This is a genomic window from Amycolatopsis silviterrae (assembly GCF_042684085.1).
GTDB classification, from domain to species: Bacteria; Actinomycetota; Actinomycetes; order Mycobacteriales; family Pseudonocardiaceae; genus Amycolatopsis; species Amycolatopsis silviterrae.
In genome coordinates, this window is record NZ_JBHUKS010000026.1 from 490,400 (window position 1) to 504,439 (window position 14,040).

At 68.8% G+C, this 14,040-nt stretch carries 14 protein-coding genes; 10 read left to right on the plus strand and 4 right to left on the minus strand.

What is annotated here, in order from left to right:
* Nucleotides 1–12: 12 nt before the first annotated feature.
* On the minus strand, nucleotides 13–558 hold the full coding sequence (locus ACFSVL_RS33720; protein ID WP_378310114.1) for a carboxymuconolactone decarboxylase family protein: 546 nt from the start codon (nucleotides 556–558) through the stop codon (nucleotides 13–15).
* 101 nt (nucleotides 559–659) lie between these two features.
* Here ACFSVL_RS33720 and ACFSVL_RS33725 point away from each other — a divergent pair, with 101 nt between their 5' ends.
* The 7 genes from ACFSVL_RS33725 (at nucleotide 660) to ACFSVL_RS33755 (ending at nucleotide 8,638) form a co-directional block, all read left to right on the plus strand.
* Entirely contained in the window at nucleotides 660–827 is a 168-nt protein-coding gene (locus ACFSVL_RS33725; RefSeq protein WP_378310041.1) for a hypothetical protein, read from the plus strand.
* Between the two features lie 81 nt (nucleotides 828–908).
* On the plus strand, nucleotides 909–2,399 hold the full coding sequence (locus tag ACFSVL_RS33730; protein WP_378310042.1) for a TldD/PmbA family protein: 1,491 nt from the start codon (nucleotides 909–911) through the stop codon (nucleotides 2,397–2,399).
* Nucleotides 2,396–3,781: a metallopeptidase TldD-related protein gene (locus ACFSVL_RS33735; RefSeq protein WP_378310044.1), complete on the plus strand. Its 1,386-nt coding sequence runs from the start codon at nucleotides 2,396–2,398 to the stop codon at nucleotides 3,779–3,781. Before ACFSVL_RS33730 ends, ACFSVL_RS33735 begins: the two co-directional genes overlap by 4 nt.
* A gap of 114 nt (nucleotides 3,782–3,895) precedes the next feature.
* Nucleotides 3,896–5,131 (plus strand): DUF885 family protein, encoded by a 1,236-nt coding sequence (locus tag ACFSVL_RS33740; protein WP_378310046.1) that lies wholly within the window; start codon nucleotides 3,896–3,898, stop codon nucleotides 5,129–5,131.
* Nucleotides 5,128–5,739, plus strand: a complete 612-nt coding sequence (locus ACFSVL_RS33745) for a methyltransferase domain-containing protein (RefSeq protein ID WP_378310048.1) — start codon at nucleotides 5,128–5,130, stop codon at nucleotides 5,737–5,739. The genes ACFSVL_RS33740 and ACFSVL_RS33745 overlap by 4 nt, the downstream gene beginning before the upstream one ends.
* 112 nt (nucleotides 5,740–5,851) lie before the next feature.
* Nucleotides 5,852–7,618, plus strand: a complete 1,767-nt coding sequence (locus ACFSVL_RS33750; protein ID WP_378310049.1) for an ABC transporter substrate-binding protein — start codon at nucleotides 5,852–5,854, stop codon at nucleotides 7,616–7,618.
* 165 nt (nucleotides 7,619–7,783) lie between these two features.
* On the plus strand, nucleotides 7,784–8,638 hold the full coding sequence (locus tag ACFSVL_RS33755) for a class I SAM-dependent methyltransferase (protein WP_378310051.1): 855 nt from the start codon (nucleotides 7,784–7,786) through the stop codon (nucleotides 8,636–8,638).
* A gap of 7 nt (nucleotides 8,639–8,645) precedes the next feature.
* Here ACFSVL_RS33755 and ACFSVL_RS33760 read toward each other — a convergent pair whose 3' ends face one another.
* Genes ACFSVL_RS33760 through ACFSVL_RS33770 form a run of 3 tightly spaced genes read right to left on the minus strand, consistent with a single transcriptional unit; the run spans nucleotide 8,646 to nucleotide 11,722 of the window.
* A complete protein-coding gene (locus ACFSVL_RS33760; protein ID WP_378310053.1) occupies nucleotides 8,646–10,247 on the minus strand; it encodes a DHA2 family efflux MFS transporter permease subunit in 1,602 nt (533 codons plus the stop codon).
* 37 nt (nucleotides 10,248–10,284) lie between these two features.
* Entirely contained in the window at nucleotides 10,285–11,163 is an 879-nt protein-coding gene (locus ACFSVL_RS33765) for an SRPBCC family protein (protein ID WP_378310055.1), read from the minus strand.
* Complete coding sequence (locus ACFSVL_RS33770; protein ID WP_378310057.1) at nucleotides 11,156–11,722, minus strand: helix-turn-helix domain-containing protein; 567 nt, start codon at nucleotides 11,720–11,722, stop codon at nucleotides 11,156–11,158. The genes ACFSVL_RS33765 and ACFSVL_RS33770 overlap by 8 nt, the downstream gene beginning before the upstream one ends.
* 128 nt (nucleotides 11,723–11,850) lie before the next feature.
* On the opposite strand from ACFSVL_RS33770, the gene ACFSVL_RS33775 reads away from it, so the two are divergent.
* From ACFSVL_RS33775 to ACFSVL_RS33785, 3 genes are all read left to right on the plus strand, one after another.
* Entirely contained in the window at nucleotides 11,851–12,717 is an 867-nt protein-coding gene (locus tag ACFSVL_RS33775) for a class I SAM-dependent methyltransferase (protein WP_378310058.1), read from the plus strand.
* Nucleotides 12,718–12,780: 63 nt separating this feature from the next.
* Nucleotides 12,781–13,764 carry a hypothetical protein gene (locus tag ACFSVL_RS33780; RefSeq protein WP_378310060.1) on the plus strand — a complete coding sequence of 328 codons (984 nt, stop codon included), beginning with the start codon at nucleotides 12,781–12,783 and terminating at the stop codon, nucleotides 13,762–13,764.
* 135 nt (nucleotides 13,765–13,899) lie between these two features.
* Entirely contained in the window at nucleotides 13,900–14,034 is a 135-nt protein-coding gene (locus tag ACFSVL_RS33785) for a hypothetical protein (RefSeq protein ID WP_378310062.1), read from the plus strand.
* Nucleotides 14,035–14,040: the final 6 nt, after the last annotated feature.

The window sequence follows — 14,040 nt, forward strand, 5'->3', positions numbered from 1 at the left end:
CGTCGGCGCCCTTCAGCCGCGGCTGACCGCGAGGTAGCCGTGATCGACGATGTTCCTCGCCTGATTCGCATACGAGGCCGGATCACTCGGCGCGAATGTCGCAAGGCCGTCGACGTAGCGGTTGAACATGCAGAAGGCCGCGGCGATCAACACCGTGTCGTGGATCTCCAGGTCCGTCGCGCCAGCGGTCTTCGCGGCGAGGACGGCAGCCTCGTCGGCCGCGCGACCGTCCTCCCGCACCAGCGACGCGATCCTGAGCAACGCCTTCAGCTTGTCCGAGATCGGTGCCTGATCGATGTCCTGTGCCGCCGCCTCGACCAGTGCCGCGCCTCCCGCGAGCTGCGCCGAGGCAACCGCACCGTGCGCCGAGGCGCAGAAAGAGCAGTCGTTGCCCCGCGAGACGACGGTCGCGATCAGCTCCCGCTCGCCGCGGCTCAGCGTGCTCGGCCCGCGCAGCAGCACGTCGGCGAGTTCGGCAAGCGGCTTCGCCGTCTCCGGCCGGAAGCGGAACAGCCCCAGTATTCCTGGCTGTCCGGGCTCGAGCTGGATATGTGCCATCCGCCTCTCCCGCCGATCGATTGACACGCATGCGATGGTCACCATCAAGATAGATAGTGACTTCCGCCAGCGGCGGTGTCAAAGCCGAAGGGTTCCCGGCGATGATCGATCAGGACAACCTGCTGTTCTGCGCGTGCTCCCCCGATCGGCGCGCCGACGCGACCCGGCCGGACGAGGCTTCATACCGCGGGGACCCGTTGCCGCACAGCGCAGAACACACGTTCTGGGCTGAGCCGGCCTCGCCGCTCATCCCGCAGCTTCCCCGCTGAGGATTTGCTCCGCAAGCAGATCCGCCCATGAGCCCCGCCGTCCCGCCCGCCTATTTCACTTTCATGACATATAGTGGTTTCATGCTCGACTCCGCCGCCGGGATCGATCCCGCATTCGTCGCGCTCCCCCTCGCCAGGCTTGCCGACGCGGCCCTCGGGCAGGCCCAGCGGCGAGGAATCCGGCATGCGTCCGTGAGCGTCGTCCAGGTCCGCACCGCCGCCTCGGTCACCCAGGACGGCGTCCTCCGCGGCAGCAAGGACACCACCGACACCGGTTTGGCCGTCCGGCTGCGCTCGGCCGGAAATACCGGTTTCGCCGCCACCGCGGCGCTGACCCCCGAGGCGGCGGCATCCACTGTGGACGATGCGATCGCGGTCGCCGAAGCGGGCTCCGTCCTGCTGCCGGGGGCGGAGCCCCCGCCGGCCGCCGAACGAGTCCACCGCGGGCACTGGAGCACCCCGCACCGGATCGACCCGTTCTCGGTGCCGGCCGCCGACCGCGTCGCGAAGCTGACCGAGTGGAGCGCCCGGCTGGCCAAGGCCCCGCAGGTCGGCTTGGTGCTCGCCAAGGTGACCTGCACCCGGGACAGCAGGTTCTACGCGGACCTCGCCGGCACCACTACGCTCCAGCAGCGGCTCCGGATCCATCCGCAAGTGGTCGCCGCATGCGACGGGGCCAGCCTGCGCAGCCAGGGACCGCCGACCGCGCGCGGCTGGGAGTACCTGGAGGGCGAAGGCTGGGACTGGGATGCCGAAATCGAGGCCATGCCGGCCTTGCTCAGCGAGAAACGCGTTGCGACGCCGGTCGAGCCAGGCTGCTACGACCTGGTGATCGACCCTTCCCAGTTGTGGCTGACCATCCACGAGTCGGTCGGCCACGCGACCGAACTGGACCGCGCACTCGGCCACGAGACGGCCTACGCGGGCACGACGTTCGTATCCCCGGACCAGCTCGGGTCGCTGCGCTACGGCTCGGCGCTGATGAACGTCGACGCCGACCGAATCGCGCCGCACAGCCTCGCCACGACCGGATTCGACGACGAGGGCGTCAAGGCCCAGCGCTGGCCGCTGATCGAGAAGGGCGTGCTGACCGGCTTCCAGACCGACCGGACCGGCGCGGCGCTGCTCGGCGCCGACCGGTCGACCGGCTGCTCCCACGCCGAGTCCGCGCTGCACGTACCTATCCAGCGGATGCCCAACGTGTCGCTGCTGCCCGCTCCGGACGGTCCGGACACCGCCCGTCTCATCGACGGCGTGGGCGACGGGATTTACCTGACGGGCTCGGACAGCTTCTCCATCGACGCACGGCGCGAAGACTTCCAGTTCTCGGCGCAGCGCGCCTACCGGATTCGCCGAGGGCGTCTGGCCGGCCAGCTTTCCGGGGTCGCGTACCTGGGCCGGACCCGCGCGTTCTGGGGCGCGCTCGGCGCACTCGGCGGGCAAGACACCTACCGGACGTTCGGTGCCGATCGGTGCGGCAAGGGGCAGCCGGTGCAAGCCGCCGCGGCAAGCCACGGCAGCCCGGCCGCGGCCTTCGCCGGGATCCGGGTGACGAACACGGCAGCGCGATGACCGCCGCGGCGGACGGCGGGCCAGCGTGGGCCGCGGCGCACGCGGTCGAGCTGTGCGCGGCGGAGGGAGGCTGCGTCGCGGTGGCCGACGAATTGTCGGCCGCCCACTTCCGCTGGGCCGCGAACGCCCCGACGACCAGCGGCGCGACCATCGGGCGCAGGCTCACCGTCGCCGCGATCGCCGGTTCGGCGACCGGGGTCGCCGCGCGGCACGGCGACTGGAGCGAGGAATCCGTGGCCGAGCTGGTCGCCGCGGCCACCAGCCTGGCCCGCGAAGCGCCCCCGGCACCGGATGCCCAGCCACTTGTCCTGCCGCGGGGCACCGTGCGCCGCGGCTCGGCCGAGCGATCCGCGGCGCGCGCCTGGGACCGCCTCGGCGCGCTGCTGCCCGGGCTGAACATCGCCTTCGAGCGGGCGCGTCGCCGCGAAAATCTGCTATCCGGTTATGCCGAACACCAGCTGCGCACCAGCTGCGTCGCATCCTCCACGGGGTTGCGGTTGCACCACGTCCAGCCGACGGGCGTTTTCGACCTGACCTCGATGCGTCCCGATCAGCAAGCGTCGGCGTGGGCGGGTTCCGCTTCGCCGGACTTCGCCGGCCCGGCGGCGATGGCCGAAGCGCTCGACGAACGGCTCAGCAGACCGGTGCGCCGCGCGACCCTCCCCCACGGCCCCTACGAAGTGCTCATTCCGCCGTCGGGCGTCGCGGACCTGATGCTGCATCTGTACGAGGCGCTCAGCGCCCAAGACGCCTATTCGGGCCAGTCGGTGTTCAGCGGCCCGGACGGCACCACCCGCCTGGGCGAGCGGCTGACCGACTTCCCGTTGACGTTGTACAGCGACCCGGACGAACCCGGCCTCCAATGCGCCCCCTTCGTCATCGCGCGCGGTTCCACCGCCGCGGCGTCGGTCTTCGACAACGGATTCCCGCTCGCGCGCACAGATTGGATCACCGACGGGGCGCTCACCGCCCTCGCCCACACCCGCGCGTCGGCCGCGGCCAGGGGTCTTCGCTGCACTCCGGAGATCGGCAACCTGGTGCTCCGCGGCCCGGACAGGGGGCGCGGCCTGGACGAGATGATCGCGGACACCGAACGCGGGCTGCTGCTGACCTCGCTCTGGTACCTGCGCGATGTCGACCCCCGGTCCCTGCTGCTCACCGGCGTCACCCGGGACGGTGTCTACCTTGTCGAGCGCGGGAAGGTGACCGCGGCCGTGCCGGACTTCCGGTTCAACGAAAGCCCGGTCGCGCTGCTGGGCCGGGTGGCCGAGGTCGGCCGCACCGAGCCCGCGCTGCCGCGCGAGTGGGGCGACTGCTTCGCCCGGATGTCCATGCCCGCGCTGCGGATCAGAGACTTCGCCGTGGTCTCCGCCGCCTCGTGACCGGGTTCGCACATGGCCCGCGCCCCTGTCCCACCTTAAATAATTATCATATAGTGAAGTGACTTGAGAGGAACTGCCCGCGAGCCCGGGAGCCCGGCTGTCACAGGAGATGCCATGGAAGATGCGGTCGGCGGATACCTGAAGCTCGGGCTGCGGATCGGCAGGCTGGTGCCCGGATTCGTGGACGCGTGGTTCGGCGACTCGCGGCTGGCGGCCGAAGTGGACACAGAACCCTCGCCTGATCCGGCCGACCTGTGCGCCCAGGCCGAAACCCTCCTGGCGGGCGAAAGCCTTGCCCCTGGGCGACAGCGTTTCCTCACCGCACAACTGCGGGCGCTGGCGTGCACCGCGCGTCGACTGATCGGCGAGCCGATCACCTTCGCCGAGGAACTCGAAACCTACTTCGACGTGCGAGTCGAACTCGCGGACCCGGATCGCTACGCCGAAGTGCACGACCGGATCGGGCAGTTGCTGCCTGGCCGCGGCGACCTCAGCCACCGGCTGGCGGCGCACCGCGAGCGGGACGCGTGCCCGGTATCCCGTCTCGAGGAGGCGATCCGCACGCTGTCCGGCGCGCTCCGCGAGCGGGTCCGAGCGGAGTACGGACTGCCGGACGGCGAATCGGTCGAGTACACAGTGGTCACCGACAAACCTTGGAACGCGTTCAACCACTACCTTGGCGACTTCCGCTCGCACGTGGAGATCAACGCGGACTCCGGGCACGGTTTGTCCGCGCTGCCGCTGCTGGTCACGCACGAGGCGTACCCAGGTCACCACACCGACCACTGCGTGAAGGAGGAACTCCTGGTTCGCGGGCAAGCGCAGGCCGAGCACACGATCTCGCTGGTCAACACCCCCCAATGCCTGATCGCCGAGGGCGCCGGCGAGGCGGCCCTCGATGCGGTGCTGGGCGAGGGCTGGGGACGGTGGGCCGAGAACGTGCTCCGCGAAATCCGCCTCGACCTCGACGGCGAGCGCGCGGAACTGCTGCTGGCACAGACGACCCAGCTGCTGAGCGCACGCCAGGACGCAGCCATCCTGCTGCACGAGCGGGGAAGCGATCCCGAGGACGCGGTCGCTTATCTGCGCCGGTGGATGCTCGTCGACGAGGCACGGGCCCGGCACATGGTCCGGTTCCTCACCGATCCGCTCTGGCGGGCCTACACGAGCACCTACATCGAAGGCTCGCGGCTGGTCCGCGACTGGCTCGCCGCCGCACCGGATCGGGCCGCCGCGTTCGGGCGCCTGTTGCGCACGCCTTTGCTGCCCGCGCAATTGCGAGAGGAAACCGCAGAGAGCGCCCCGATCGAGGCTCCCCGGTCCGGACAGGAAAGCAGGTCGGCACTGTGACCCTCGACGATCGCACCAGAGCCCGTCCCGGCGAGTTCGCCCCCGAGATCGCCGCGACGCAGGCGTTCCTGGGACCGCTCCGCGGCCGGACGCTTCTCGACCTCGGCTGCGCGGACCCCGGAATCGCCCGAATCGCCGCCCGTGGCGGGGTTCGCGGCTACCACGGGCTGGCACCCGCCGGACAGCTGCCGGCGGCAAGCGCCGCGGCGGCACCCGGCACGGTCGAACTGTTCGACCCCGACCGCTGGTCCGGACGCGGAAGCGCCCGCTACGAACTCGTCGCGGCGGCCCGCATCCTGCAACACGTGCGCAATCTCGCGCGGCTGCTGGAGACCCTTCATCACCTGGTCTCGCCCGGGGGACGGCTGGTGTTTTCGGTGGACCATCCCTTCGCCCGCGCCGGGAACTACTTCGACGAGGACGAAGACGCCGGGGCTCCGGCATGGTGCGGCCTTCCCCGGCGCCACCGGACTTTCTCCGGCTATGTGCGGGAGCTGAGCTACTGCGGATTCCGGGTGGTCGAGCTGGCCGAGGGCGTCCGCGCCGGCGACGACCCGTCGTCCGGCACTCCGCGGTGGACGGTCTTCCGCTGCGTCCGGACCCCCTGATCCGCGTCTCCGCCGAGCAGGTTCACTACTCTTTCATATAGCGATACTGAGAAGGATCCACTACAGTCAGCGCCAGCGGCACGTACTTCTCTCCGGAAGGGGACGCGAACCCATGCTCGGCACCGAAGACGACCTCGGCACGGACCAGAGCCCCTCCTCGCAGCCGGGTGCCCCGTGCTACGGCGGAACCCTGCGCCTGGTCGGGCCCGGCGGAGTGGACCACATCGACACCGCCAGTGCCTACTACGCGACGTCAGCCCAGATCCTCCGGGCGCTCAGCAGGCAACTGTTCGCCTACCCGGCCACGAACGATCTCTCCGATCCGGAGCGATCGTTCACGCCGGTGCCGGACCTCGCCGCCGAGATCCCCACGGAGGCCAACGGCGGGATCAGCGAGGATCGGCGAACCTACGTGATCCGGCTGCGCGAGGGCGTCCGGTGGAACTCCACCCCGCCGAGGGACGTGACCGCCGCCGACGTCGTGCGCGGGATCAAGCGGCTGCCGAACCCGGTGTCCGGGGCGGGCGCCCTGCACTACTTCACGAGCACCATCGAGGGGATGAAGGAATACTGCGACGCCTACCAGGCAGCCTTCGACGGGATCAGTCCGACGCCCACCGCACTGGCGCGCTTCCAGGACACCCACGAGATCTCCGGCCTGCGGGCCACTGACGACCGAACGCTGACGTTCCGCCTCATCCGGCCCGCCAACGACTTCCTGAACATCCTGGCCACCGGCTTCACCACCCCCGCTCCGGCCGAGTACGACGCCTACTTGCCCGACAGCATGGAATTCCGGCGCAACACGCTCTCCTGCGCGCCCTACCGGCTGACCCGGTACGACGACCACGGCCTGGAGATCCGGCTCGACCGGAACCCGTCGTGGCGCAAGGAAACCGATCCGATCCGCGGCCAGTACGTCGAGCGGATCGAGATCACCGTGGCCAACGAGCCGGTGGCCGAGACGCAGCAGAAGATGGACGCCGGCGAGGTCGACCTGGCGTGGTCCTACACCGCGGTCTCTTGGGCACGCCCCAAAGCGGGCCAGGACGCCGCCCCGCGCAGCTACCCCGGCTTCGCGCTCAACCCGTACGTCGTGTTCAATCTGCGCAGCCCCAACGCAGGGGGCGCCACTTCCAAACTGGGCGTGCGCAAGGCGATCGCTTACGCCATCGACCGGGTCGCCATCGGCGAGATCCTCGACGTCCTCGACGCACCGAACGAACCGCTGCATTCGGTGATCCCGGTCGGCAGCATCGGGCATCGCGAATTCGACCCCTACCCCACGCCAGGCGACCGCGGCGACCCGGACAAGGCGCGCCAGTTGCTCGTGGAGAGCGGATACGGAGAAGGCCTGACGCTGATCGCCGCGGTCCGGAAGGTCGGCATCCATCTCAAGATCATGGACTCGATCGCCGCGGACCTGAAGAAGATCGGCATCACCCTGGAGTACAAGACCTACACTCAGGCCGAGTACTACGGCGGCGCACTCTCCGATCCCGAGGCAGGCCGCGCCGGAGCGTGGGACATCGCAGAGCCCGGTTTCACCCCGGACTGGTTCGGCAACAACGGCCGCGTGATCGTGCAGCCGTTGTTCCAGACGAATGACACCAAGGGCACCACCAACTACGGCGGCTACAGCAGCCCGGTGGTGGACTCGCTGATCGCCCGCGCACTCGAAGAACCGGACAAGGCACGTGCCGAGGAGTTGTGGCACGAGGTGGACGTCGAGGTGATGAAGGATCTGCCGATCGTGCCGATCCTGTCGTTCGCGGCCATGACATCGCGGTACTACGGCAACCGCGTTCGCAACGCGGTGCACGTTCCTCAGATCGAGTTCTTCGACCTGACCAACATCTGGCTCGACCCGGTCGACTGAGCCGGCGACGGCTGATTCCGCGGAATCGCCGGGCAAGGGCATGCGCCCGCCGCCCGGCGATTCTGTTCGTGCCGGGGCCTTCTCCTGAGCCGCGAAGGAATCTCAGCCGCGCTAGCACGGCACCCAGCACCTTGACATCACTACATCTTCTTATACTTTTATCAGATGGATCGTGAAGCGACGAAAGCTGGCCTCACCCGTGTCTTCGATCGGATCGCGGACGATTTCGACCGATCGGGCATCGAATTCCACCGGCCCGCCGGACGCCGCTTGGCCGATTACGCCGAGCTGCGCCGCGGGGAGACTGTCCTTGACGTCGGCTGCGGCCGCGGAGCAGTGACGTTTCCCGCGGCGACGAGCGTCGGCGACGAAGGCCGGGTGGCCGCGATCGACCTGTCGGCCGCCATGGTGGACCACGTCACCGCGGACGGGCGCCGCCTCGGACTGGCCAACATCAGTGCCCAGGTGATGGACGGCGAATCCCCTGATTTCCCTCCCGGCACCTTCGACGTGATCCTCGGCGGCTTCAGCATCGTCATGTTCCTCAACGCGGAAGACGCGTTGCGCCGCTATCCGCCATTGCTGCGGTCGCCAGGCCGGCTCGCGCTGAGCGCGCCCGTGTTCCGCGAAGACGGGATGCCTTCGGCATTCCCGCCACAAGCTGGCGATGCCTTCCGGCGGCTGTTCCGGAAGCTGCTCGAAGCCGGGATGCCCCGTGATTTCGTGGATCCTCAGGCCAGCTGGTTCGGGACGCCGGACGGGCTGGCGTCGACAGTGCGGCGAGCAGGGTTCCGGTCGGTCCGGATGGACGCCGAACCGGTGCGGATCACCATGCGAACGGGCTGGGACTGGGTGCGGTGGACCTTCGCCCAGGGCGCTCGGCTGTTCTGGGAAAGGATATCCGATGCCGAGCGCCTCCAGCTGGGCGACGACGTCGCCGCCGAGCTGGAGACCCTGCGCGGCACAGACGGAAAGATCACTTTCCCGGTGCCAGTCCGTTACGTGTGCGCCACCGTCTGACGGTGCCTCACGCCGCCGCTTCGGGGCGCGCCGGCGGATCTTCCGACCGGACGAGGAAGCCGAGCGGGACGACCAGAAGCACGAGGATGCCAGCAACCAGGAAAGCCAGCCCGAAACCGTCCATGAACGACGTGTGCGCGGCTTGGACAATCGCCGGCGCGAAATGCTGCGGGACGTCCGGAGGCACCGTGATGCTGCCCTGCGCCACCGATGCGGCGCTCCCGCTCAGCTGATCCGCGACCTGGCTCGGCACTCCCGCACCCGCCAGATTCGCGGAAAACGTGCTGCCGGTCCGGAACAAGACCAGTGTGCCCAGTACCGCGATGCTCAGCACGCTGCCGCCGATCAACGCCGTCTGCCCCAACCCGCTGGCCACCCCCGTCAGCTCGGCAGGCGACCGGCCCACGATCACCTGGGACGCGGTGGGCGCGAGGAAGCTGACCCCCATGGACAGCGGCACCAGGAAGGGCCAGATGGCGTTGTAGGAGGAATCCGCCGACAACTGCGACAGCCCGAACAGCGCGACGGCCACCAGCACCAGTCCGGACAGGATTGGCAGCCGCGGGCCGAAGCGCTGGTTCAGCATGCCGCCGACCGGCGACGCGGCCAGGAACACCACGTTGACCGGCAGCAGTTCCAGACCGGCCAGCAACGGGCTGAGTCCGCGCACCTCCTGCAAGTACAGGGCGAGGAAAAACCAGCAGCTGAACATCAGGCCGCCCGCCACCAGCGTCGCCACCGTGCTGGCGGTGATGGCGGCGGACCGGAACAGGCTCAGCGGGAAGAACGGGAGCTTGATCCTGGTCTCGCGCACCACGAACAGGATCGCGCCCGCCACTCCGACCGACAGGCAGGACAACGGATAGGCCCCCGTCCAACCGTGCTCGGGAACCTGGATGACGCCGAGCACGAGCCCGCCCAAGGCGATCGTCAGGAGAAGCACTCCGGGGAGATCGAACGGGCGCGCCGGACCGCTTGGCGCCGTGCCGGGCACCAGTTTCGCGGCCACCGCGAACGCGCAAGCCCCGAGCGCGACGTTCACGAAGAACACCCACCGCCAGTCCAGGTACTGCACCAGCAGGCCGCCGACGAACGGCCCGGAAGCACCGGCCACCGCGAAGGTTCCCATGAAAATGCCGAACGCGGACTTCACCTTGTCCGGAGGGAACGTGGCCGTCAGGATCGCCAGCGAGTTGGGCAGCAGCAACGCGCCGAACAGCCCCTGAAGAACCCGGAACGCAATCAGCAGGCTGATGTGCCCGGCGAACCCGACGAGGACCGAACTCGCCATGAACCCGGCGACGCCGACGAGAAAAACCCGCTTGTGCCCGAACCGGTCGCCGATCTTGCCCGCGGTGATCAGGAAGACCGCGGTGGCCAGCATGTATCCGTTGGTCACCCACTGCAACTCGGTCAGTGTGGTGTTCAGCTCGCCCGCGATCGACGGATTCGCCACCGCGACGGCGGTGCCGTCCCAAGCGTCCATCATCGCGCCGAGAGCGAGCGCGGCCAAGATGATCCACCGGACGCGCGCGCCGGCGGGCGCGCCCACCGCGGACTCGCCGACCGGCGTCTCCGCCGCCGAGGCATCGCTGGATCGCTCTGTCATGAAGACCTCTCCCTGCTGCTCGGGGATCAAACGGAAGTCACGCCGCGAACTCCATGCCGACGGCGTGCGGCCGCCAGTCCGGGCCGAGTTCGTGCATGCGCTTGAGCGTCGCGAGATAGGCGAGCCATCCGGATTCCTGCTGCGCGGCCGCACCGGGGTTTCCGCCGCCGAACCCGCTGTGCACCAGAGTCAGCCGGGTCTGCCCGTCAGTGCCGTCGAGTTCCCACGTCACCACCGTCTGCCGCCCGCCGAAACTCCAGGTGTGCGACAAGGTCTTGGCCGGCTCCAGTGCGAGGATTTCGCATCCCTCGCCCTCTCCGTCGAAGGAAATGCGCCCGCCGACCTTGAGGTCGACCTGCGCGTCGCGCGCCAGCCAGCGATTGAGCTGCTCGGGCTCGGTCAACGACGCGTACACCTCTTCGGGGGGCGCGCCGATGCGCACCTCGGTTTGGGCGGCATCGCGTTCGAGATCGGCGAAATCGCACTTCGGCACCAGCTCGCGACCTTCCACGAAGTTGACGAGGTTGGCCACCGAGGCCGACCAGAAAGTATGGATGAGGTCGCGCTTTCCGGTGCCGGACATCAGCTCCTCCCAGGTCGGCAACCCGGTCTGGGTGAGCGTCAGCAGGGTGCCGGTGCCGTCGTCGGGCTCCAGCCGGACCTCGACGACGGTCTCGTCGCCGGAGAGCAGCCAGGCGAATCGCACCAGCCGCGCGGGCTCCGCCTCGAGCAGCCGCTGCCTGCCCGGTTCGCCTTCCGGGACGTGCTCTCCCCAGAATCCGAACCTGTTGCCGGCCGTGTCGACCTCGGCGTGATCAGCCAGCCAGGTGCTCAGGGCAGCGCCGTCGGTGAAGGCCCGGTAGACCTTCTCCGGCTCGGCTCCGATGCGCGCACGGAGAGCGAAGACGTCAGTCATGAGATGGTCCTTTCGGATAGCACGCGACCGCGACGCGGAAAGCGTCGCCCGCGGTGCCGCCGTAGCGGCTGAACAGTTCTTCCAGCGCGATGCGCAGATCCTCGAGAAAGCGCTCGCCTTGTTCGGCGGGCACCCGGATCTCGCCCGAGATACCGATCGACGGCAGTGCGGCCTCGGCCCGGTCGGCCTCGGCGAGCGCGACCAAATCGACCTGCACCTCTTCGACCAGGTTCAGCAGGTAGCCCAGGCTCAATTCGTCCTGCGCCTGACGGGAACCGAGCGTGCCGACCAGTTCGGGCGACAGCCAGTAGGACCGGGCGGTGGCTTGGTAGATCCCCTCGTGCACCCCGCGGGCCTTTCGCTCGCCCACCCTGGCCAGAACGCCCGCCTCGAGCAGACGCTGGACGTGGTAGTAGACGCGCTGCGGCGTCTGCCCCAGGTGCGCACCCACTTCCGTGCAGGTATGCGGTTCGGCGAATCTTCGCAGAACCTCGACGCGTTGCGGCTTCAAGACTGCCTGGGCCTGCTCGATCCGGTCCAGGTGCTGCACCTCTAGCATAAAGACATCCTAGAACGTAAAAATTTTCCTTGTCAATCGCACTCGCGACCTGCGCTCGACGATGTCACTATCGCTTTTGTTAGTTACTTTCGCTACCATCGGATCGGCTCGCTCACCGAGGAGGGGACTTGATCAGCAACGACGACGTCCGTGCGCAGCAACGCATCGACTTCACGGTCGCGACGCCCGGCTGGCTGCGGCACAAGGCATCGTTCGAACGAGCGAGTTCCGCCACTACCGCGCACATGGTCCGCCTCGCCCGGGTCTCCCCCGGCGATCGCGTGCTCGACTTGGCCTGCGGCAGCGGCAACCCTGCTTTCGCACTCGCCGAAGCGGTCGGGCCGCGGGGCCGGGTTCTCGGGCTGGACCTCGCGGAAACGATGGTCCAGGCCGCCCGGGACGAAGCGGACCGGCGTGGAGCGGGCAATGCCGAGTTCGCGACGATCGAGCGGGAAGACGAACTCGGCGTGGCCGACTCGTCGTTCGACGCGGCGACCTGCCGTGCGGGGCTGCAGTACATGCCGGAGCCCGGCGCGGCCATCCGGGCCATACGTCGCGCGCTGAAGCCCGGGGGCAGGTTCGTCGCGCTGACGATCGGATCGCCCGACCTCTGCATGCCGTACCGGCTGCAGGCGGAACTCATCTCGCGACATGCGGAACTGACCGCACCGGATCCCGCCGCGCCGGGCCCGGTGGGGCTTTCCTCTCCGGAAGCTCTGCGCGAGCGCCTCGGCTCGGCCGGCTTCTCAGACGTGACGGTCGAGGTGCTCGAGTCGGGCCTCGTCGAGTCCGAAAGCCCGTCTGCTTATTGGACTCTCTTCGAGGAAACCGCGGTGCTCCCGTTGCAACGAGTGCTCGGCACGGCAGACGACGGACACAAGCGGCGGCAGGAGATCCGCGAGGACGCCGTCCGGATCCTCGCCGAGCGGTTCGGGGACGGACCGGTCCGGATGACCGGCGAGGTACTGATCGCCGCCGGAGTCAAGGAGGAATGAGCCGACCGGCTTCCGACAGCGAACAGCGCCAGTCCGGATGTCGTGATCGTGGGGAGGAACGCCATGCCGATGCAGCAACCCTATCAGGAGCTCGGGCTGGCCGCCCGGCCGTTCGTCACCTTCACGCTCAAACCGAACTTCAAGTCGGCGACGGTTTCGACCGGCCCGCAAGGATTTCGCGAGCACTACACCGAGGAAGGCACGCCGATAGATCTGCGGATGCTGCGCTCGAGATATGCCGAATGCCGCGTGCTGCTCGGCGGCAGCGTCGCGTTCGGCATCGGGGCCTCTTCCGACCGGACGACGATGGCCGCATTGCTGAGCAGGCCGCAGTTGCCTTTCGTCAACCTGGGCGTGAGCGGTGCCGGCTGCGCGCAGGAACTCGCGTATTACCTCTCGCTGAGGCACCTGCTCCCTGAAGTCCGCGATGTCGTCCTGTTCTCGGGCTTCGCCGAATGCGTGCACGCGGGTCTCAAGGAAGCATCGGTGTTCCACCCGTTCGGCGGCACTGTGCTCGGACCTCAGCGCTGCGACCCGGCCCCTGGCCGGCTGCGCCGCCTTGCCGGCGCGGGGAGAACACGGCAAAAAGCCGCGAGGGAATGGGATCAGGCGCAGGTCGAGGACAATCTGCTGGCGCCGGAACTCCTCGACTCGAGACTCGCCGGCACGCTCGAACGAGCGGTGCGGAACATGGAGATCTGGCGGGCCCTTGCCGACTCCTTGCGTCTGCGAGTCCACTACGTGCTGCAGCCCGCGATCGGGTGGACTCCCAAGAAGCTCACCGGACTCGAACAGGAGAACTGGGAGCACGACCAGGTGCACCTGGGAGCCGCGGTCCGGTGGCTGGCCTCGCAGCCGGTGTACCGACGAGCCAAGGACGAACTCAGCGCGGGCGCGGCGGCCGCCGGACTGGATTTCCACGACGCCAACGACTGGATCGCCGAAGGCTACGACGACACATCGATTTTCATCGACGTCGCCCATTTCTATGACGAGGGCCAGCGCGTCCTGGCGAGCCGGCTCGAGAAACACCTCGATTGGAAGTGATTCCGCGATGCAGACGCTTCTTCGCCTCATCGGCCTGCTCTCCCGAGTCTTGCCGAGCAGGAAAATCCGGGCAACGCGAGCCGCCCCCCGTTCCGGCCACGACGGCACCGTTCCCAGCGACTCCTACCCGCTCGCATGAAACCCGGCTCCGCGGCGCTGATGCTGGGATACCGGTTCCTGGGATTCGCGGCCAGGTTGCTCCGCATCCGCCGGGTGCCCGGCCGATGGCACACGGCCTCGAACAACCACCGCTACCTCGAAAGCGCGTGACACGGC